This is a genomic window from Streptomyces griseorubiginosus (assembly GCF_017614965.1).
Classification (GTDB): domain Bacteria; phylum Actinomycetota; class Actinomycetes; order Streptomycetales; family Streptomycetaceae; genus Streptomyces; species Streptomyces griseorubiginosus_B.
This window is the reverse complement of sequence record NZ_WVUG01000161.1, coordinates 1-19,242: the sequence shown is the minus strand read 5'-3', so window position 1 is coordinate 19,242 and position 19,242 is coordinate 1. Positions and strand designations below refer to the sequence as shown.

The 19,242-nt window shown below is 68.8% G+C and carries 20 protein-coding genes; 6 read left to right on the top strand and 14 right to left on the bottom strand.

From position 1 onward, the window contains the following. A partial coding sequence (locus GRC12_RS26770) for a hypothetical protein (RefSeq protein WP_208781922.1) occupies window positions 1-312 on the bottom strand: 312 nt, incomplete at its 3' end. A gap of 110 nt (window positions 313-422) precedes the next feature. On the opposite strand from GRC12_RS26770, the gene GRC12_RS26765 reads away from it, so the two are divergent. Beyond that, window positions 423-1,301, top strand: a complete 879-nt coding sequence (locus tag GRC12_RS26765; RefSeq protein WP_208781920.1) for a helix-turn-helix domain-containing protein — start codon at window positions 423-425, stop codon at window positions 1,299-1,301. A gap of 98 nt (window positions 1,302-1,399) precedes the next feature. Then, window positions 1,400-2,269, top strand: coding sequence for a helix-turn-helix domain-containing protein (locus GRC12_RS26760; protein WP_208781918.1), 870 nt, complete (start codon window positions 1,400-1,402; stop codon window positions 2,267-2,269). 452 nt (window positions 2,270-2,721) lie between these two features. Here the strand turns inward: GRC12_RS26760 and GRC12_RS26755 are convergent, their stop codons facing one another. The 6 genes from GRC12_RS26755 to GRC12_RS46470 form a co-directional block, all read right to left on the bottom strand. Beyond that, on the bottom strand, window positions 2,722-3,654 hold the full coding sequence (locus tag GRC12_RS26755; protein WP_208781917.1) for an NADP-dependent oxidoreductase: 933 nt from the start codon (window positions 3,652-3,654) through the stop codon (window positions 2,722-2,724). A gap of 180 nt (window positions 3,655-3,834) precedes the next feature. Next, window positions 3,835-4,704: a helix-turn-helix domain-containing protein gene (locus GRC12_RS26750; protein WP_208781916.1), complete on the bottom strand. Its 870-nt coding sequence runs from the start codon at window positions 4,702-4,704 to the stop codon at window positions 3,835-3,837. A gap of 350 nt (window positions 4,705-5,054) precedes the next feature. Further along, the gene (locus GRC12_RS26745) at window positions 5,055-5,510 is read right to left on the bottom strand and encodes a MarR family winged helix-turn-helix transcriptional regulator (protein WP_208781915.1); all 456 of its coding nucleotides are present in this window, start codon (window positions 5,508-5,510) and stop codon (window positions 5,055-5,057) included. 326 nt (window positions 5,511-5,836) lie between these two features. Continuing rightward, the gene (locus tag GRC12_RS26740) at window positions 5,837-6,337 is read right to left on the bottom strand and encodes a hypothetical protein (RefSeq protein WP_208781914.1); all 501 of its coding nucleotides are present in this window, start codon (window positions 6,335-6,337) and stop codon (window positions 5,837-5,839) included. Between the two features lie 186 nt (window positions 6,338-6,523). Next, complete coding sequence (locus GRC12_RS26735) at window positions 6,524-6,757, bottom strand: antibiotic biosynthesis monooxygenase family protein (RefSeq protein WP_208781913.1); 234 nt, start codon at window positions 6,755-6,757, stop codon at window positions 6,524-6,526. Between the two features lie 118 nt (window positions 6,758-6,875). Continuing rightward, window positions 6,876-8,153 carry a LuxR C-terminal-related transcriptional regulator gene (locus GRC12_RS46470; RefSeq protein ID WP_208781912.1) on the bottom strand — a complete coding sequence of 426 codons (1,278 nt, stop codon included), beginning with the start codon at window positions 8,151-8,153 and terminating at the stop codon, window positions 6,876-6,878. Window positions 8,154-8,622: 469 nt separating this feature from the next. On the opposite strand from GRC12_RS46470, the gene GRC12_RS26725 reads away from it, so the two are divergent. Continuing rightward, on the top strand, window positions 8,623-9,051 hold the full coding sequence (locus GRC12_RS26725; protein ID WP_244373815.1) for an alcohol dehydrogenase catalytic domain-containing protein: 429 nt from the start codon (window positions 8,623-8,625) through the stop codon (window positions 9,049-9,051). Between the two features lie 130 nt (window positions 9,052-9,181). On the opposite strand, the gene GRC12_RS26720 is transcribed toward GRC12_RS26725, so the two are convergent. The 6 genes from GRC12_RS26720 to GRC12_RS26695 all read right to left on the bottom strand — a co-directional run bounded on the left by GRC12_RS26720 (window position 9,182) and on the right by GRC12_RS26695 (window position 14,207). Next, the gene (locus GRC12_RS26720; RefSeq protein ID WP_308286644.1) at window positions 9,182-9,472 is read right to left on the bottom strand and encodes a PPOX class F420-dependent oxidoreductase; all 291 of its coding nucleotides are present in this window, start codon (window positions 9,470-9,472) and stop codon (window positions 9,182-9,184) included. Window positions 9,473-9,795: 323 nt separating this feature from the next. Next, a complete protein-coding gene (locus GRC12_RS26715; RefSeq protein WP_208781911.1) occupies window positions 9,796-10,494 on the bottom strand; it encodes a type 1 glutamine amidotransferase domain-containing protein in 699 nt (232 codons plus the stop codon). A 26-nt stretch (window positions 10,495-10,520) separates the two neighbouring features. After that, entirely contained in the window at window positions 10,521-10,910 is a 390-nt protein-coding gene (locus tag GRC12_RS26710) for a nuclear transport factor 2 family protein (RefSeq protein ID WP_208781910.1), read from the bottom strand. A 48-nt stretch (window positions 10,911-10,958) separates the two neighbouring features. Continuing rightward, on the bottom strand, window positions 10,959-11,558 hold the full coding sequence (locus GRC12_RS26705) for a flavodoxin family protein (RefSeq protein WP_208781909.1): 600 nt from the start codon (window positions 11,556-11,558) through the stop codon (window positions 10,959-10,961). A 36-nt stretch (window positions 11,559-11,594) separates the two neighbouring features. Further along, window positions 11,595-12,587, bottom strand: coding sequence for an alpha/beta hydrolase (locus tag GRC12_RS26700; RefSeq protein WP_308286643.1), 993 nt, complete (start codon window positions 12,585-12,587; stop codon window positions 11,595-11,597). Window positions 12,588-13,154: 567 nt separating this feature from the next. Beyond that, on the bottom strand, window positions 13,155-14,207 hold the full coding sequence (locus GRC12_RS26695) for an ABC transporter permease (protein WP_308286642.1): 1,053 nt from the start codon (window positions 14,205-14,207) through the stop codon (window positions 13,155-13,157). A 101-nt stretch (window positions 14,208-14,308) separates the two neighbouring features. On the opposite strand from GRC12_RS26695, the gene GRC12_RS26690 reads away from it, so the two are divergent. Next, on the top strand, window positions 14,309-14,821 hold the full coding sequence (locus GRC12_RS26690; protein ID WP_208781908.1) for a MarR family winged helix-turn-helix transcriptional regulator: 513 nt from the start codon (window positions 14,309-14,311) through the stop codon (window positions 14,819-14,821). Between the two features lie 53 nt (window positions 14,822-14,874). On the opposite strand, the gene GRC12_RS26685 is transcribed toward GRC12_RS26690, so the two are convergent. Next, window positions 14,875-15,330: a MarR family winged helix-turn-helix transcriptional regulator gene (locus tag GRC12_RS26685; RefSeq protein WP_208781907.1), complete on the bottom strand. Its 456-nt coding sequence runs from the start codon at window positions 15,328-15,330 to the stop codon at window positions 14,875-14,877. A 304-nt stretch (window positions 15,331-15,634) separates the two neighbouring features. Between GRC12_RS26685 and GRC12_RS26680 the strand changes: the two genes are divergently transcribed. Together GRC12_RS26680 and GRC12_RS26675 are read left to right on the top strand one after the other, a co-directional pair. After that, entirely contained in the window at window positions 15,635-17,167 is a 1,533-nt protein-coding gene (locus GRC12_RS26680; protein WP_208781906.1) for an aldehyde dehydrogenase family protein, read from the top strand. A gap of 614 nt (window positions 17,168-17,781) precedes the next feature. Beyond that, on the top strand, window positions 17,782-18,777 hold the full coding sequence (locus GRC12_RS26675) for a LysR family transcriptional regulator (protein ID WP_208781905.1): 996 nt from the start codon (window positions 17,782-17,784) through the stop codon (window positions 18,775-18,777). Window positions 18,778-19,242: the final 465 nt, after the last annotated feature.

Below are 19,242 nucleotides of genomic sequence, written 5' to 3'. Positions count from 1 at the left end.
ATGGGGCTGCTCACCGAAGAACGAGGCGGGGGCGGAGGAGAGGTGCACGTAACCTTCGAGGCGGCCGCCGTTGTTGCCCGCGGCCCTGATGTGCTTGGCGTGCTCCGGCGCCCGCGGGGGACCGGTGAGCGCCAGCAGGCCGTTGCCGAAACAGGGGACTCGTCCGTACTGGCCCTTCTCGCCTCCTCGTCCTGACGCAGGAAAACTGGATATGACATTCGGGAAATCACTCTTTCCGGAGATCGGCCTTCCCGCTCGTCCGGGTGTGCGCTCCGCAGACCGGTTCCGGTCACCGAACACGGCACCGACCATGCCACTTTCACCGGAGCCCGCAAAGGGGAGAATTCCATCCGGGGAATCCCTTATCCAGGGGAGAAATCCTTACCCCCCTTCCAGTGACCGCGCGATGCCACACTGGCGTCATGGTCGGCGACGCGCATCTGAATGAGCTGGGAGAAATCCTCAAGGCGCGCAGGGCCGAGCTGAGCCCCCGCACCGTCGGTCTGCCCGACATCGGCGGCCGACGAGTGCCCGGCCTGCGCAGAGAGGAGGTCGCCCTGCTCGCTGCCATCAGCACCGACTACTACACACGGCTGGAGCAGGGCCGTATCCAGCCGTCCGGGTCGGTGCTGGCCACGCTCGCCCATGTCCTGCGCCTGTCGGACCGCCAGCGTGACCACCTGTTCGAACTGGCCGGCCGACGGCGGACACGACACCGCCGACCAGCCGCACAGAAGGCGCACCCGCAGCTGCTCCGCCTGCTCGACGATCTCACCGTGAGTCCCGGTGTGGTGATCGGCCGCCGTATGGACATCCTGGCCTGGAATCCGCTGGCCACCGCCCTCTTCACCGACTTCGCGAAAGTGCCGGAAAGCAGGCGGAACTGCGTCCGCATCCTCTTCACCGATCCCGCCATGCGGACGCTCTACGTGGACTGGCGGTCCGTCGCCCGCGACTGCGTGGCTCATTTGCGCATGGAGGCCGCCAAACATCCCGAGGATCCCCAGCTGATCAGCTTGGTCGGGGAACTCTCCGTGGAGGACAGCGACTTCGGTCGATGGTGGGGAAGCCGTCACGCCCCGTCGCGCAGGGCGGGCGTCAAGAGGTTCCACCATCCCGTCGTGGGCGAACTCGTCCTGGACTGGGACACCCTCATCTGTGGCGGCGACCCCGATCAGGAACTCGTCGTCTGGACGGCGGAGCCAGGCACGCCGTCGTACGACGGTCTGAGCGCCCTCGCCTCGCGGGCCACCGGTCGGCCCGGCGGGCTCACGGCCGGTCAGGCCGGTGAGACCGGCTGATACGACGGTTTCTTAGGCCTCTGCGATGCGACAGGCGATAGACCCGGGACAAAACTCTCCCCCTCACAATTCGACTGGATACTGCGACACTCGATGCTATGTACACCGAAGCGCATTTGCCTGAATTGGGTGATTTCCTCAAGGGGTGCCGGGCCCAGCTCAGCCCGCGGACCGTCGGTCTGCCCGAGTCAGGGGCGCCCCGGCGAGTGCCCGGGCTGCGCCGGGAGGAGGTCGCTCAGCTCGTGGGGATCAGCACCCGCGCCTACGCCCGGCTGGAACAGGGGCGTGCCAGCGTGCCACGGACGGTGCTCGCCACGCTCGCCCGCGTCCTGCACCTCGACGACGCCCAGCGCGACCACCTGTTCGAGCTGGCGGCAATGGGCACCCGCGAACCACGTCGCCGGCCGCCGCAGAAGATCCACCCGCAGCTCAGACGCATCCTGGACGAACTGTCCACGACGCCGGCACTCGTCTTCGGCCGACACCTGGACATCCTGGCCTGGAACCCTCTGGCAGCCGCCTTGCTCACGGACTTCGACAAGCTCACCGCGAACAGATGCAACTACGCGCGGCTGATGTTCACCGACCCCGCCTTCCGCGAGCGCTGCCTCGACTGGAGGACGAACGCCCGAATCTGCGTGACCCATCTGCGACTGGAGGCCGCCCGGTACCCCGGCGACCCGAAGCTGGCCGCACTCGTCGGCGAGTTGTCGGTCGCCGACGCCGACTTCCGGCAGTGGTGGGCGGGCCGACAGATGAGTGGTCTGCGGATGGGCACCAAGAGGCTGCGCCACCCGATCGCCGGCGACCTCACCCTCGACTGGGACACCCTGACCTGTACCGCCGACCCCACACAGAAGCTGGTCATCGCGAGCGCCGATCCCGGGACCCCCTCCTACGACGGGCTTTTGTTCCTGGCGTCGTGGACCGCGGAGTCGGACCGACCCGCACAGGATGCGGCAGCTTGAGGCTCCACAGGTCAGGTGGGCCGCCGCGCTGCCACAGGGGCGTCGGGACAACCTCATGGCCGCCATGAGGTTGCCGGGGCCCTGCCCGTGGAGGGTCCCGGCCCGGCGCGGGAAGGGACGCTGTCCCATCCCATCTGGAATGGCGCATGCCCCTGGATCAGGTACGACGAACGCGTTCCCCTGCGCCGGGACATGCGGTCGTTCTCCGTCGGAGCCGGAGAGCTGCGACGACAACTCGTCGACCAGTTCGACCAGGTCCGTCGGCCGGTCGGATCCCCACCAGTCGCCGAGCAGCTCGGCGAGAGAGTCCCGGCGGGCCGCCGACAGCCTGGCAGCGGCCTCACGGCCGGCGTCGGTGAGGAGCACGTCCATGCTCTCGATCGTGGCCAACTGCCGCTGCTCGATCTGCTGCAGCGCGGCCTGGATGACCGGCAGCGGCACCTGGCCCCGCCTCAGAAGGTCAGGACCAGTCGGCCGCGCACTCCGCCCGCGGCGAGGAGCCGGTGCGCCTCGGCGGCCTGTTCCGCCGGGAATGTCCTGGCGACCCGGAGGATGATCCGGCCGTCCTCCGCCTGCTGCCGGAGCCGGTCGAGCTTGGCGTGCTCGCGGGCGTAGCGGAACACGACGATCGGCTGGTAGACGATGCCCCGTTCGCCGGGACCGTCGTAGCCGCGCAGTGTCACCACGCGGCCGCCGTCACGCACCGCCCGGGCGGTGAGAGCGCCGAGCGACGCTCCGTCGAGGAGCCCGTCGACGCCCTCCGGGACCTCCGTGCGTACCCGGCCCGGGTACTCGGCGCCGCGACGCAGGACGATGTCGGCGCCGAGTTCCTTGACCAGGGTCTCGTCCTGCTCCGATGCGTCGGCCACCACCCGCAGCCCGTCCGCCTTGGCCAGCTGGACGGCATAGCCGCCCACCGCGCCGGCCGCTCCGGTGACGGCGACGGTCTGCCCGGCCTTCAGGCCGAGCGTGTCCAGCGCCAGGCGCGCGGTCAGACCGTTCATCGGCAGCGTCGCGGCCTCCGCGTCGCTCACGCCGTGGGGTGCGCGCACCACCGACTCCGCCGGTACGACGACCTGCTCGGCGTAGGCTCCGCGGGAGCCGTCGGCGAGCACGAACGCCATCACCCGGTCACCGACCCTGAGGTCCGTGTCCGTACCCGCGCCGATCTGGTCCACGACGCCGGCGGCCTCCATGCCCGGAACGAATGGAGGCCGGGCGTCCGGAGACCGGGCGGGTCCGCTGCGCTGGAGGGCGTCGACCGCGTTGACGGTCGCGGCACTCACCCGGATGCGCACCCCGCCCGGACCGGCGTCCGGGACAGGCAGCTCAAAAGTCTGAAGCACCTCCGGCCCACCGAATTCCGTGAAACCTACAGCCTTCATGCGAAGCACCTCGTTGTCTGACATGCGGTCGTTGAGGTGTCCGACCTTTCCGTCTCGCGTACGCCCCGGAAAGGGGAAGGATCCTGGCCGGGATACGGCCATAGGGGGGATACATCCCTCCCCCCCCATGCGTGACACCGCACCGCCGGTCGGACCTTGTGGGGGCGCATGCGAGGAGGCTCAGGCAGTCGCGTCGGACGCCGACGGTTTCTGGTCGGCGGTCCAGGACGCGAGCAGGCGCAACCCGTCGTGGGAGGGGGTGCCGGGTTCGGCGTTCCACACGATGATGTGCTGGTCGGGGTCCGTGCCGCAGGTGAGCGTGTTCCAGTCGAGCGTCAGCTCGCCCACCACCGGGTGACGCAGCTTCTTGACGCCGTTGCCGCGCATCGCGACGTCGTGTTCGGTCCACCACTGCCGGAACTGCGGGTCGCGGGCGGAGAGTTCCTCCACCAGTGCGGTGAGAGGCTGGTCGTCCGGGTAGCGGGCGCTCTCCATACGCAGCTGGGCGATGGCCAGGCGGGTGACCTCCTCCCAGTCGACGTACAGCTCACGCATCCAGGGTTCGGTGAACAGCAACCGCACGAACACCCGCTCCGGCTCGGGATAGCGCCCGAAATCGGTCCACAGGGCGGCCGCGAGCCGGTTCCAGCCGAGGATGTCGGTGCACCGGCCGATGACGAAGGCCGGTGAGGCGCTGAGATCGTCCAGCATGCGCTGCAGCTGCGGGTCCACCTGCTGTCGCTCGCGATACACGGACGGTCGCACCCTCTCCTTCGCCGCGAGGTCGAAGAGGTAGGTGCGCTGGGCGTCGTTCAGGCGGAGCACCTGGGCGATCTCGTCGAGGAGGGGGGCCGACGCCTGGAGCCGGCCCTGCTCGATCCGCGTGTAGTACTCGGTGCTGATCGCGGCGAGGAGTGCCACTTCCTCGCGGCGCAGCCCCTTCACACGCCGCCGTGGCCCGCCGCGAAGGCCCACCTCGGAGGGGGTGAGCTCGGCGCGACGGGCTTTGAGGAACTCACCCAGCTCGTTCAGATGCGGGTTGCGGTTCATGACCTTCATCGTGGCACAGCCGCGGTCTCCTGTGAGGGGGACAGATTCATCCCCTGGCTGATCGGCCAGTGGGCAAGATCCTCTCGATGGTGGTGGGTCCCGCAACAGGACCGCGATGGCTTGACCAGTCCCTGGGCGAGGGGGATGGCCAAGCCCGGGTTCTGGCCGGTGTATTGGACAGCCCGGTCAGACGGTAACCGTGGAACGTCCCGTCCGGGCCGATCGTGGCCAGCAGGGCCGCGGGGCCGTGGCAGACCAGGGAGACCGGCTTGCCGGAGGCGAGCCAGTCGGTGAGCGGCCTGCCGGAGGCGGCGTTGTCGGGCAGGTCCGTGTGCGGTGGGCGTCCCAGGTCAGGAGCGACTGTCGACGGCGAGGGCGTCCGGGTTCAGTTGCTCGACCAGGTGGTGGAGCAGACGGTGGATGGTTTCCTTGTCGTCGGTCCCGAGCGGCGAGGTCGTATCCGCTTCGATCCGAGCGGCGATCGACGCGGCGCGAGCGGCCGCGGAGAGCCCTTCGTCGGTGGCGTACAGGCACATGCTGCGGCGGCTCGTCGGATGGGGCTCGCGTCGCAGCAGTCCTCGCTCGACGAGCTGGCTCACGGCGGCTCCCATGGACTGAGCCGTGATGCCGGAGCGGCGAGCGATCTCCGCTGCGGACACTCCTGGTGTTCGCGCGGCCTGTTGCAGCGCGTTGTGCTGGGCCAGCGTGAGCTCCTCCGCACGCAGCGCCCTCTCCAGCCTGCCTGCGACGATCTGCGAGAACTGCCAGGCCAGATATCCGGTGGTGGGGAACGAGGCGTCGGTCACCTCGGCAGTTTATGAGAACGCCTGACGGTTCCCCGAGGCCGATACGGACCGGCCGGCCCCCTGCGGGACGAGCCGGCAGAGGCCCCGGGTGCCTGTCGTGGCCAGCTACGGACCGGGCGGCTCAAGGAGTCCGCTGACGTCACCGTCGCGGCAGCTCCGCCCGAGGGCCGCGACATCTTTGCCGAGGTGCGGCTGCGAAGCGCCGGCGGGGCGACCGTGGGCGTCGGCGGCCTGAAGATCGGGAAGGTCACGCCGTAGGCACAGCGCCGGGCGGACGTCCGGTCATGGACGTCCGCCCCGTCTGCCTTTGTGGCGTGAGTTCGAGGTCAGCCGTACAGCGCCACGCGCGGTTGGACCGTTCCCGCAGCACCGGCGGTGATCACTGTGACCCGGTACCGCTCGGTGAGAGTCTCGCCCGGACGCAGGGTCCGTTGGGCGGCCACGAGGTCGGTGAACAGCGTTCCGGTCTGGCTGGCCACCGGCACGATCTCCCGCTGGCCGTCCGCGTTCCGCCGTTCGACCAGGATGTCCGCGGGCGCCAAGTACGGGCCGTTGTCAGGTGACTCCACGAGGATCTGCGGGGCCACGACCTGGTCGACAGACGAGTTGTTGCGGTAGGACACCGTGAACGTGTGCGATTGACCCGCCGCAGGAAGGGCCCTGACGGGTGCGTCCACGAAGTCGACGGGAATCAGAGCGGGCGTCGAGGTCGAAGCGACGGGGGCCGTGCTCGCCAGGGCGGGCGCGGCCCCGGCCATGCCGACGCCGACCAGTGCGGTGGTGAGCGCCAGAGTCGCTCCCCGGAGGCGGTGGTTGATCGATGACACCTGTTCAGTCCTCTTGAGGTCGATGTGTGGGATTACTGAGAGCGGTCACTGTTCGCCTTCGCAGACGCCCTCGACCGCGAACTTCTGGTACAGGTGCGGGTAGGCGACGGTACCGGCCGGATAGTGGTCGAGGTGCGAGGCGAACTCCGGCGTGTGGAACGCGGCACGCAGGTGCTCGGTGGACTGTCAGACGGCGACGTTGGTGTAGAGCCGGCTGCCGGCAATACCGCGATACAGCTGCACCGAGAGAAGAGCCCCGGTCTTCATCATGGACGCCGAGTCGTCCGTCCAGGCGGCCAGCACCTCGTCCTCCTTGCCCTCCGGGGCGACGAACGTGTTGATGATGGTGACGGGGCCGGTGTTCTCCTCCTGCTGGTCGAGGAACTGGGTGGACTCGTCGAGGCTGCCGAAGGCGAGCATGATTTCTCCATGAGGTTGGGAAGTGGGTTCGTGGAATCGAGGAAGCGCGAAACCGCCGTGGACATGGATTGCGGTTCGGTGAGGGGTGCGCAGTGACGGCCTCGTCCCGTACGTTTGGTTATGCGGCGCCCCATTGATGGGCGAGTGCGGCCGCCTCCCCGCGGGTGCTGACGCCGAGTTTGCCGATGATCTTGGCGACGTGGAACTTCACCGTCGACTCGCTGATGTGCAGGGCCTGGGCGATGTCGCGGTTGCGGCGGCCCCGGGCCAGCTGCCCGAGGACTTCCAGCTCCCGTGTGCCGAGCGCGGTCAGCGGGTCCTGACGGGGTGTGCTGGACGATGAGACAGGGATCTCGAGAGTCACCGTCGTGCCCCGTCCCGGCACGGCGTCCACGTCGAGCCGCCCTCCGAGCGGTGCCAGTCGCTCGGTGACGTGGCGGGCGTCGAGGGCGCCGCGGGTGAGGGTGCCGGGCCCGTTGTCCCGCACGGCGGCGTGCAGTTCGTCCGTGTCGATCTTCCAGCTGATGTGGACACGGTGTTCTCCGTGACCACCCTCGTGCACCTGGTCGTCCAGGGAGGCATGGACGGTGGCCCGGACCACGGCAAGCGCTGTGTGGGTGACGTCGGCGGGCAGCAGCCGGTCGGTGCCGTCCTCCGCCTGGGGCGGTCCCAGTTCCAGCTCCACGCCGCGGGCGTGCAGGAGTCGGCGCAGCGATCCCGCCAGCCGCTCGAAGGCGTCTCCGGCCCGTTCCTCCATCAGCGCCCGGTCGCGTTCGACCCGGGAGCGCAGTTCGGCGAGGGTGGAGACGGCGAGGTCGACGGCGCGTGCGCGGGCGTTCGCGTCGTCCAGGGTGCGGTCGCGCAGGACGCCGAGGAGCGTGGTCAGTGCGGCCCCGTGCGCGTCGCGGAGTTCGGCGATGGCCATGGCAGGGGCGGCTGCGGCCGCACGGGAGGCGGCGAGCGAACCGGGCAGTGGTTCGCTGCGCAGGCCCTCCCGGTACGCGGTCACGAGGTCCCACAGCGCCTGGGCGGACGCCAGGTGCTCGTCCCGTACCGGGGTGTCGTCGGTGCGTACGAGGACCAGCAGCGCGCCCTGCCCCGTGATGTCGCTGGCCAGAGCCAGCACGGGCACGTCGACGCCGGCCATCCGCGCCCGGCCCTGCCAGCTTCCCGTCGCCGGCGCCAGCGGCCGCAGGGCCGCGACGTCGGTGGCGGTGATGACGTCGCCGGGCCGGCCGGATGACTCGCCGATGGTCTTGAACGGTGTGTTTGAGCAGTTTCCGGCCAGCTGGGCGATCTCCCGGTGCGGAATCGTCTCCGCGAGGGCGGAGGACAGTCGTGCCAGGTGCTCGGACAGCGGTGCCTGGATCAGCTCGACCGCTGACATCAGGTCCATGCCCGTCAGCGTAGGCAGCGGGCTTCCTTCGCCGGATCGTCCTTTCGGTCAGTTCCAACTGCCCGGAAGGAGAGTGGAGGCCGAGCTTCCACGGGAGAGACTGGAAGCACTGGAAACGGGCGTTGATTGTGTAGCCACTCCAACGGCGAAGACGTCGGTCCAGTCCGCAAGGCCACCATCGAGCACTTGAGGAGAAGATGTGAGCACCGTCTTCAGGCGGCTCCGCAAGGTCGGAGTGACAGCCCTGGTGGTGAGTTCCGCAATCGGGGCCATGTTCCTGTCACAGACACAGGCTTTCGCAGGCGGGGTCTACCCCCCGCCCTCGCCGCCCAGCTGCGGGGTCTGCTGACCGGTGTCTGTCCCGGTCAGGGAAGGGTCTGCTGGGTGTCCGCGGAAGCTCTTCGTCCTGGTACTCCAGTCGTGACCCGCCGATCGCGTCCCGCGGGGGACATGGGCGAATGCGCCGACGATGTCCCCCGCGGGACATGGAAAGATCGTGGCCGCCGCCGTGAATCCCGTCGACTTCAAGATCCGTCGGGGCTGGGCCCCGCAGATGGGCCCCGCCTCCTTCCCCGCCGTCCCCGGCCCGGAGGCCGTCGGCGTCGTCGACGACGTGGGGGCAGGGATCACCGGTGTGCCGATCGGTGACGACGTGATGATCTGGGCCGATACCGGCTCCTACGCCAAGTACGCTCCGGCCTCCGACTTCGTGCCCAGGCCGGCCCGGCGTGTACGGGGAGACGGCCGCCGCGCTGCCGGTGGCCGTCGAGACCTGCGACCGTGTCCTGGGCGCGGTAGGTCCGGGGGAGACCCTGCTGATCCATGGAGCCGCGGGCGTGGTCGGCTCCCTCGGCGTCCAGATCGCCGTGGGACCCTCACGACCCCGGAACACCGATGATTTTCCGCGGCGCGACGCGGATGATCACACGGTCCTCGTCGTTCTTCGCGTCGGGCAGGTCGACGCCAAGATACTTGCGCCAGAGCTCACGCAGGAGACGCTTCCCCGCGTCCGGGACGATCTCGGCGATTTACCGGATCTCGACGGCGGTGTGAGGGTTGGCGAGGTCGTAGACCGAGACACTGATCCGAGGGTCTCGTCGAAGGTTGCGCACCTTCTGACGGTGGTCGAGGGAGGAGAAGAGCACGGTGTCACCCTCGGCCTTGATCCAGACCACCGAGTTCTGCGGAGATCCGTCGGGGCCGATGCTGGCGACGGTGGCGTAGTTCTTGCCGTCGAGCAGGGTACGGACCCAGTCGTCGAGGGAGGGACGGCCGTCCGCAGGGGAGGACGGATTGGAGAGGGCGGAGGAAGTCGTCATTGGGCCCACCATGGCTGTATGTATGTGCATTTGAAATCGGGTCGTCGGATGTACGGCGGGAGACCGCCTGATCAGCCGCTCCAGGCCGGGTCGGAGCAAGTCGGTCCGATGGTGTCGCCGACGGCCGCCACGCGGCCGTCGCACAACAGCAGCGGCCGGTCGCAGAAGTGCGCGACCAGCGGCAGAGGTCCCGCACCAGACTGCGCGCACGGTGGAGTCGCAGATCGTCATGAAAGGGCAGGCAGGCTCAACGGAACTCGGCAGCCGAGGACACACCAGTGCGTACTCGGCTGCCGGAGCAGGACCGCGCTTGCGTCAGCCCCTCAGCTCAATGCCCTGACCAGTTCCTGGGCGAGGGGGACGGCCGAGTACGGGTTCTGGCCGGTGTAGAGGGTGCGGTCGACCTGGACGTGCGGGGTGAACGGGTCGGCTTCGCGGTAGTCGGCCTTGAGGTCGCCCACGAGGCGGTCCTGTAGCAGCCACTTCGCGCGGTCCGCGAGACCGTTCAGCTTCTCCTCGGCGTTGGACAGCCCGGTCAGACGGTAGCCGGAGAAGGGGGACGTGCTGTCGGGGCCGATGGTGGCCAGCAGGGCCGCGGGGCCGTGGCAGACCAGGGAGACCGGCTTGCCGGAGGCGAGCCAGTCGGTGAGCAGCTTGCCGGAGGCGGCGTTGTCGGGCAGGTCCTCCATCGGACCCCAGCCGCCGGGGTAGAAGACGGCCACGTAGTCGTCGATGTTCACGTCCTCGATGCGCATCGGGTGCGCCAGCTCGGTGGCCTCCCGGAGCGCGGCGCGCATGCGCTCAGCGCCGTCCTCGCCGCCGTTGAACTCCGCGGTCAGGCTGAGGGCGTCGGCGGTCGGCGGCACACCGCCGGGCGTCGCCGCCGCGATCTCGTATCCGGCCTCCTTGAAAACCTGGTAGGGGCCGATGGCCTCCTCGGCCCAGAAACCGGCCGGCTGGCGGGTTCCGTCGGCCAGCGTCCAGTGGTCGGACGCGGTGATCACGAAGAGGATCTTCGCCATGGGGGTTGCTCCTGATGAGGGGAGGGTCAGCCCTTGAGGGCTTCCTGGAGGACGTGGCTGTCGGCGATCTGGCGCATCCGTACGGCCTGGCCGTCGCGGACGGTCCACAGGTGCAGGAACCGGACGTCGGCCGTGTTCCCGGTCTTGGTCTCGGCGTGGTAGTGGCCGTAGACGAAGACATGGCCGGCGTCGTCAGCGAAGAACTCCTCGGGCACAGCGCCGAAGGACTCGTAGCCCGTCATCTTGCCGAAGAAGTCCGTGGCGACGCTGTCCCAGCCGTGGTAGACACCGCTGTTCGGGAAGCCGGGGGTGATGTCCCAGACGAAGTCCGGCGCCATCACCTCCTTGGTGACCTCGGGTGCCATTCGGGACTCGTAGACCCTGCGGATGAGGGCGAGGCTCGGGGAATCGGACATGGGGGTGCTCCTTGCGGGGGGTGGGTGAAGCGGAAGAGGTTCCTGTGGTCAGGCGGCGAGGGCGGTCCGACCGGCACGGAAGATCGCGGCCTGGCGCGCGACGCGCGCGCCGAGGTGCTCCGCGGTGGCGATGTCCGACTTGTGGACGGCTTCGGGGCCGGCGTCGGTGGGGCTCTGGGCGCCGGCGCCCAGGAAGAAGCCCAGCCGGTTGATGTCGTCCTCGCTGCCCTTGGTGGAGTCCCAGCCTGGCAGCAGGCCCAGGCTGATCCAGTGCATGCCGTGCTGGGCGGCGAGAGTGGCGAAGTAGCCCAGGGTGGACGACTTGTCGCCGCTCTTCGCGCCGGAGTTGGTGAAGCCCGCGGCGAGCTTGTCCACCCAGGCGTGAGGGAACCAGCGCTTGCTGCTGGCCTCGGCGAAGGCGTGGAAGGCCGCGGAGGCGGTGCCCATGTATGTCGCCGCGCCGAAGATGATCGCGTCGGCGGCGTCCAGCTGTGCCCACTGCTCGTCGGTGATGGTGTCGACGGAGATCGAGACGACCTCGGCGCCGGCTTCAGCGGCACCGCGCGCCACGGCTTCGGCGATGACGGCCGTGTGGCCGTAGCCAGAATGAAAGGCGATGGCGACGGTGGGCCCGCCGGGATGGGACATGCTGATCTTTCTCCTTGAATGGTTTATTCGGCGGGACTAAAGGACGGCGAAGAACTTCACCATCTTGGTGAGCGCCTGGTCCATGTATTCGGGTACGTCGTACATGGCGATGTGCGTCGCGCCGTCGACGACGAACAGTTCCTTAGGACCGTTGGACAGCTCGTAGGCCTGGTCGCTGAACACCTTTGTGTCCGCCTTGCTCCCGGCGATGAGAAGCAGCGGTTGGGTCAGGAGCTGAGGAATCTGGTCGAACGCCGAGAAGGCGTACATCTTGTCCAGGCTGGTCAGCAGGAAACGGCCCTTGGAATTGGGATGCTGACCACGGGGGGTCCGGTAGTAGTCGTATCCCTCTCGCAGGAGATCCGGTGTGTTGTCGTCGATCTCTTCCAGCGTCTCCGGGACGAACGGGGCGTAGGCCGGTGCCGCCCCCCTCGCCTCGGCCGTGCGCTGCTGGGCGACCAGTTCCATGGTCTTGATCTGCTCGGACACCGGGGACGGGTGCCCCAGGAAGGCCCTGGAGCCTTCGCCCATCGGGGCCGCGCTGACGGTGGCGACCGCCTTGAAGCGGCGTTCGGTCTGCGCCACGCTGATCGCGTAGCCGCCGCCGGCGCAGATGCCGAAGACGCCCATCCGGTCGGTGTCGACGTACGGGAGCGTGGTGAGGAAGTCCGCGGCGCAGCGGGCGTCCTCCACTCTTGTCGTCGGGTCTTCCAGAAGGCGCGGTTCGCCGCCGCTTTCACCCTGATAAGAGGAGTCGTAGACCACGGTGACGAATCCGTGGGCGGCCAGCCGTTTCGCGTACTGGCCGATGGTCTGTTCCTTTACGCCACCGGCCGGGTGAATTCCGACCAGGGCCGGGTACTTCTTTGTCTTGTCGAAGTCGTCCGGCAGGTGAAGGTGTCCCGCGATTTCTACTTCTTTGTTCCTGAATGAAACGGACTCGACCATGGCGCCTGTCCCCTTTTCGCCCCTGTTCCGTCGATTGACGGTCCGCACACCATGATTCGCCGGTGGCGAGGTGATGTCCACTCGCGATGGGGGGAAGAAACCGTCCCCTGGATATGAATTACCGGGTAGCCGGGGCCCTTCTCATTCTTCGGGTGCGTTGCGCACGGGCTGGCTGGTCACGCCGGCCCCCGTGGACTGGGCCGTGATGCTGGGGCGGCGGGTGATCTCCGGCGCGGACACCCCTGGTGTCAGGGCGGCATGCCGCAGCGCGTCGTGCTGGGCCAGCGTGCGGCCCTCCGCACGCAGCGCCTTTTACAGTCGGCCCGCCACGATCTGCGAGAACTGCCGGGCCAGGTATCCGGTGGTGGGGAACGCGGCGTCGGTCGCGTCGGCGGTTTACGAGAACGCTTTCCGGCCGTCTTCGGCGGCGCCGGCCGATGCCCTGCTCCAGCGCACGATCCGTCTGCCCGGGCGTCGGCCGGGTGGCCTTCCGCCCGCCCTCTCGCTCCCGCCCGTGACGCGCGCGGCTTGCGCGCGGCGGCACGCGACTGGGTTCGCTGGGGCGACTCGTCGTACGGGCGGCTGTCGTGGCCGGCCGTGCGGTACCCGGTGACGAGTCGGTCCATGATGCGACGCGCGGAACCCAGGTCAGGCGACCGCCTGGGTGCGTGTGCCGCGTGCGTCGCGCCAGTACAGAGCCGCGGCGGCGATCAGGATCCAGACCACCAGGACGATTACGCCCGCGGTCAGGCCGTCATTGCGGAAGTGGGACAGGCCCTGGATGGCACGGACGCCGACTCCCACTGGGAGGATCTCCGAGAAGGGATGGAGCCAGCCCGGCAAGTAGGCGGTGGGCAGCGTGCCGCCGCTGGTGCTGTTGCCGAAGGTGAACAGAACCACTGCGGCCAGCGACATACCGGCCCGCCCGAAGAGGCGCATGAACGCCATGGTCGCGCTGCCGACGGCCGCGGCCATCAGCGCGATGATCCCCGCGATGCCGAGGAAGGGTCCGGGCAGTGCCGAGAAGCCCACGCTCCCCGCTATCACCGCGATCAGGAGCCCGGCGGCGACGCTGAAGGCGGCCAGACTGGTCAGCCGCCAGCGGTACTCCAGGCGGGGGGCGATCTGGTAGGTCATCATGCCGAACAGGAACCCGGCGAGTACGACACCGAACCCCGCGTAGAACACCGACATCCCGCGGGTGTCTCCCGCTGGGGCCGGCACGGTGTCCCGCACGGTCAGACGGTCACCGCTGTGCTGGGCGATACCGGAGAAGGCGCCGGTGACCGTCGAGGTGACGGAAGGCCCGTTGGCGCCGGCGTAGAGCAACTCGGAGGATTTCCCGGGGTCCGTGACGTAGGCGGCGTACACCTTGCGGCTCTCGAGGGCGTGGCGGGCTGCGCTCTCGTCGGCGTAGCGCTTCACGTCGAAGCCGCCGGGCAGTCCGAGTTCCAGCGCTCCGGTGACCTGTTCGGCCTGCTCGGTCGTGCCCACGACGGCAACCGGGAGGTGATGAGGGCGCGGGGCGTGAAAGGCCGACAGGAAGACGCTGACGAAGATCGAACCGATGACCAGAACGATCACGGCCGGCAGCAGAACCCCCTTCATGCCGGTCGCGCCCTGCTGCGAGGGGGCGGGGTCCAGGGCGTGGTGGTGATGAGCGTGCCGGGGCTCGACGGTACTGGGCGGTGATGTGGACACGGGCTTCTCCATGCCTGACGACAACGACAGTGACGGCAACAACAGTAAGGTACCTTGTATTTCTAGCATGAAAATATCAGGCACCTTACTTTGGAGGGCTCATGAGCGGCACGCGGGGCGACCCGTCAGTGCGGACCAGCTATCTGGCGTGGCAGGTGACTCACGTGATGGGGGCACGTCTGGAGAGAGCGTTGCGGTCGCTCGGCCTCACGACCGCGCAGCACAACGCTCTCCAGCACCTCGTCTGGACGCCGGGAATCTCCGCCGCGGAGATAGCGCGCCGGACCGGCTTCACTCCCCAGTCCATGGGTGCCGCCGTGAACGAACTGGTCGGCCGCGGGCTTCTCGTGCGGCGTGAGGACCCTTCCGACCGCAGAACCGTCCCCTTGGCCATCACGGACAAGGGAGCGGAGCTCGCCGCACAGGCCCGGGACGTGGTGGGGCGTCTCGACCGGGAAGCGCTCGGGGTTCTCACCCCGGCCGAGCGGTCCGCGGTCCATTCCTTGCTGTACCGGATGCTGGCCGAACTCAATCCGGCAGCCCTGCCGCCGACGGACCCCTGTGACCCCGTATCCGGCGCGATCCCGTCGCCTTCCGCCCTTCCGGCGCTGTGAGCGTCCTGGGTTGATCGCCGGGCGGGGTCGTCAGCGGCAGGTGCCGGGCCCCCTCAGGCCTCGCGAGCCCTCTTGGCCACGCGGTTGAGCAGTGCCCGCAGTTCCGACGTGTCGTCGGAGCCGAGGTCGTCGGTGACGTGGCGTTCGACGTCGGCGATCACCGCGTCGGCCGCGCGCAGTGCCTCGCGGCCGGCGGGGGTGAGGTGCAGTTCCTGTACATGCCGGTGGCGGGGGTGCTCGCGCCGTTCCAGCAGTCCGCGACCTTCCAGGCGGGTCACCAAGGAGGCGATGGCCTGCGGGGTCACGTTGAGGCGGCGGGCCAACTCGGCTCCGGTCAGTCCTGGTTCGGCGTGGACGGACATCATGAGCGTGTAGTGCGCCGCCGCCATGCCCAGGGGGCGCAGGCGCTGCTCCTTGAGTGCCAGCACCGCCAGCTCTGCCCGACGTAGCGCCCAGGTCACCCGGTCCAGCGCGTCGAGCGCGACGGGATCCTCGTCATTTCGCGTCACGTGAGCAGCGTACGGGACTTCATCCCTGTCACCCGTTTTGCTCTTATCAAGCGTTTGATAGTAACCAGATGCTTGATAGTCTCATCTCGTCACGGCCCTGGTGCCCTCGTCCGGTGGGGGCCGATGTGCCTTCGAAACGCGGGCGTCGCGCCGGATCCCCTCGGCTCCTCGCCCCACAAGCCATCCAGGTCGGCGTGTCATTCGCCGGCATTCACCGTCCCTTCGCGCCGAGCGCCACTCGCGCCCCCGGTCATCGCCCCCGGAGTGCCGCACGCGCCCGGCGCAGGAAGAGTGGGAGAATCCCATGCCCAGCAACGATGCGACGATCACGCGCGACGGCGTCCTCGGCTACGACGCCGCCGAGATAGTCACCTTCGACCAAGCCACCGGGGCCGAATTCGCCCGGTATCCCGTGGCCGGCAAGGAAGAGGCGGCCGCGGCCGTCACCGCCGCCCGTTCGGTCACCTCCGCCTGGTGGGACCTCGGCTTCGAAGGCCGGGCGGAGCGCCTGCGGGCGTGGCGGCGGGAGCTGGCCCTCGGCGGTGAGGAGGGCGCCGCGCTCATTCACGCCGAGAACGGCAAACCCCTGGAAGAGGCCCGCGTGGAGGTGCTCGGGACCCTCGAGCACTTGGAGTACGTCACCGAGAACGCCGCGCGTGTGCTGGGCGGCCGGGATGTCCCGGGCAGCCCCACCGTGCCCAACCAGCGCGCCTGGGTCGAGTACCAGCCCTACGGCGTCGTCGGTGTCATCGGCCCGTGGAACTTCCCGCTGCTCACCCCGGCCGCCATCCTCGCCGACGCACTCGCGGCCGGCAACGCCGTCATCCTCAAGCCCAGTCAGATCACGCCCGGCGTCGCGGAGTGGCTCATCAGGACCTGGCAGCGGGCCGTTCCCGAGCTGCCGGCCGTCCTGCAGAACCTGAACGGATACGGGGCCACCGGCGGAGCGCTCATCGAGGCCGGCCTGGACAAACTCGCGTTCACCGGCAGCGTCGCCACCGGCAAGAAGGTGGTCGCCCAGTGCGCGCAGACCCTGACCCCCGTCCTGCTGGAACTCGGCGGCAAGGACGGCGTCATCGTCGCCGAGGACGCCAACCTCGACGAAGCCGCCGCACACGTCCTCTGGGGCGCCGTCCAGAACACCGGGCACGGCTGCATCAGCCTCGAAGTGGCCTACGTCGTCGAGTCCGTCCACGACGAGTTCGTCGACAAGATCAGCCGCCTCGCCCGGCAGGTGCGCACCGGCAGCGGCGAGGACGCGGAGATCGGTCCGGTGCCCCTGCCCACCCAGATCCCGATCATCCGGGAACACATCCAGGACGCTCTGCAGCGCGGTGCGACGGCCACCGTCGGTGGTCTCGACGCGGTGGGAGACCACTTCGTCACGCCGACCATCCTCGTCGGCGTGAGCCTCGACTCCCTGGCGGTGACGGACGAGACGTTCGGGCCGACCCTGGCGGTCGTCAAGGTCGCCGACTCCGACGAGGCCGTCGCCCACGTCAACGCCGGCCGGTACGGACTCGGCAGTGCCGTCTTCAGCCGTGAGCGCGGCGAGGCCATCGCCCGCCGCCTGCGCGTGGGCATGACCAGCATCAACGACGTCCTGGTGTTCTCCATGAACCCGGCGGTGCCCTTCGGTGGCCGCAGCGACAGCGGATACGGGCGCAAGCAGGGCGAGGAAGGACTCCGCGAGTTCGCCTACCCGCACTCCTTCACCGCCAAGACCGGCCCCGCCCAGTTCCCGGTCACCACGTTCGGCAGGCCCGCGGGAGCGCTGGCGGGAGCCCTCGCCGCCGTACGCGACAGGATCCTTGCCGAGGACGGTCAGAACGACTGACGGACCCGGCGGTCAGCTGACGGGCACCCTCATGGCAACGCCACCTTCCCCCGCGGACGTTGTCAGCACTCGGTGGTCGTCCACGGATGCCGCCGACCGGTTCACCGTGGACAACCCCGCGGCCGGCGCTGCGCCGGCGGTCGTCCAGGGCACCGGTGACAAGGAGTTGACCTGGCTGAAATAGTTGATCCGGAAAGCAGCGACAACGGCAGACCCCGATCTCAGGCGCGCCACTTCGCCCTGAAGGCCGCCATCGGGATCTTAGAGACGTCCGCGAGTCTGTGTGAGGCGATGCAGAGCGACTCCGGGAGGCGCGGAACCATGAGAAAGGCGGCCTCGTCAGCACTGTCGTACTCGGGCGTCCTCGGCCCGGCCACACGGATCTCGCTGGGCCGCTGGCTGAGCAAGAACAGTCACGTGCGGCTTCGCTACCGGGATCACCGTTCCCGCATCCGGTCGTAGGACGGTGGGCGGCAGCACCGACATGAAGGGATGACCTGTGACCTGCGGCTGGTGGACGCGTTCCGGGGTAGGCTCACGTGGTGGTTGCTGTGACCGGCGATCTGACCCGTGTCGGCCTATTGGATCCTGGCGATCGGGAACGGCGCCCTCGCATGTCAACGATCGTCACGGCCCCTGTTCGTCGCCGGTCACCGATACTGCCCGTCACAGTGTCGGGCAGTGCGGTGTGGGGTGAGCAGATGGAGATACGGCAACTGCGCTATTTCGCCGAAGTCGCCGCGGTCGGCTCGTTCTCGGGGGCGGCCAAGAGATTGAGCATGGCTCAGCCATCTTTGTGGCGGGCAGTCAAGACGCTTGAGTCGGAATTGGGATTTCCGCTGTTCGCGTCGTCCCCGCGGGGGGTGCGACTGACACGCGCCGGCGCGACGATGCTGGCGCGTACCCACCAATTGCTCGAGTTGGCTGACGGCCTGACGGACCTTGGCCGGGAACTGAAGCGGGGAACCGATGGGCTCGTGGTGTTGGGCTGTGCCTCTCCCCAGGTCCCGGCGCTCATCGCGCCGTTGATCGGCGAGTTGCACCGTAAACATCCAGGCATTCATGTCGCCTTGCGCAACACCGAGGCGATACCAGACGTTCTCGACGTGCTGTCGGGGGCTGCCGAACTGGATTTTGTGACCTCTCCGTCGACGGTCGATGACGACGGGGTGGGCCGACGTCTACTGGCGTACGCACATGTTGTGGTTGTCACGGCGAAGGAACACCCGTGGAGGCGGAGGCGGTCGGTAGCGCTCGAAGAACTCGCCGGTGTGCCTGTCATCCTCGCGGCTCCGTCCACGTTGAGTCGCCAACTCATCGCCCAACACCTCGCGCGCACTGAGATGTCGCTCGATGTGGTGTTCGAGGCCGACAATCTCCAGACCGCAATCGCCATGGCAGCGGCAGGAGTGGGTGTCGCGGTCGTGGCGAATCACGACGACGCCGCGGGCGCCAGATCGCGATGGCCGCACCTGACGAACGAAGGCCGGAGTGTCTCCAGGCCCATCTGGCTGTACTGGCTGTCAGAACGGCTTGTCGAGAACCCGCCGGCCCAACGCTTCATCGAGGTACTCGGCCAGGTACGTGAGTCGCCGGCGTCGGCGGTGTAGGCGAGAACGCGACACTGTGTCCGGCGTTCAGCACTGTTGGGAAGCTGGCCGGCCGCCCATGGTCCGGGGCCGTGGAGAGGGCAGCTTGACCGGTCCGCAGCACGGCTCCTCTCGGACGAGTACTGGCGTGCCGATGGCTGTCCGGCCAGCGGCGGCATCTGGTTCCCTTCGACGCCGTGGCGGCACCCGAGACGGATCGCCTGCTTGAGGGACCTGGCGGCCTGGTTCTTGGGATCGCCGCGAGCCCGGGAGCAACGCCACGCGCGGTGCCCCTGTTCCGGACCGCGCGTCTAGGCCCTGGTGGTCAACGGCCAGGAGACACACCCTCGGGCCGAACCCTAGCCTCGCGCTTTCGCGCGGCGGAGCGTCCGGTGGGTGATCAGAAACGCAGAGAGTGCTCCTGACCTGCAACGATGGGACTTGTCTAGGGTCCAGGTCGTCGCATGAAAGAAGCACTCTCCAGGT

Coding starts and splice junctions, on each gene's coding strand:
- GRC12_RS26755 (WP_208781917.1), bottom strand. CDS start 3,654: ATGAAGGCTGTAGGTTTCACGGAATTCGGTGGGCCGGAGGTGCTTCAG.
- GRC12_RS26765 (WP_208781920.1), top strand. CDS start 423: ATGGTCGGCGACGCGCATCTGAATGAGCTGGGAGAAATCCTCAAGGCG.
- GRC12_RS26760 (WP_208781918.1), top strand. CDS start 1,400: ATGTACACCGAAGCGCATTTGCCTGAATTGGGTGATTTCCTCAAGGGG.
- GRC12_RS26725 (WP_244373815.1), top strand. CDS start 8,623: ATGTCCCCCGCGGGACATGGAAAGATCGTGGCCGCCGCCGTGAATCCC.
- GRC12_RS26750 (WP_208781916.1), bottom strand. CDS start 4,704: ATGAACCGCAACCCGCATCTGAACGAGCTGGGTGAGTTCCTCAAAGCC.
- GRC12_RS26735 (WP_208781913.1), bottom strand. CDS start 6,757: ATGCTCGCCTTCGGCAGCCTCGACGAGTCCACCCAGTTCCTCGACCAG.
- GRC12_RS26720 (WP_308286644.1), bottom strand. CDS start 9,472: ATGACGACTTCCTCCGCCCTCTCCAATCCGTCCTCCCCTGCGGACGGC.
- GRC12_RS26710 (WP_208781910.1), bottom strand. CDS start 10,910: ATGTCCGATTCCCCGAGCCTCGCCCTCATCCGCAGGGTCTACGAGTCC.
- GRC12_RS26690 (WP_208781908.1), top strand. CDS start 14,309: ATGAGCGGCACGCGGGGCGACCCGTCAGTGCGGACCAGCTATCTGGCG.
- GRC12_RS26715 (WP_208781911.1), bottom strand. CDS start 10,494: ATGGCGAAGATCCTCTTCGTGATCACCGCGTCCGACCACTGGACGCTG.
- GRC12_RS26675 (WP_208781905.1), top strand. CDS start 17,782: ATGTCAACGATCGTCACGGCCCCTGTTCGTCGCCGGTCACCGATACTG.
- GRC12_RS26705 (WP_208781909.1), bottom strand. CDS start 11,558: ATGTCCCATCCCGGCGGGCCCACCGTCGCCATCGCCTTTCATTCTGGC.
- GRC12_RS26680 (WP_208781906.1), top strand. CDS start 15,635: ATGCCCAGCAACGATGCGACGATCACGCGCGACGGCGTCCTCGGCTAC.
- GRC12_RS46470 (WP_208781912.1), bottom strand. CDS start 8,153: ATGGACCTGATGTCAGCGGTCGAGCTGATCCAGGCACCGCTGTCCGAG.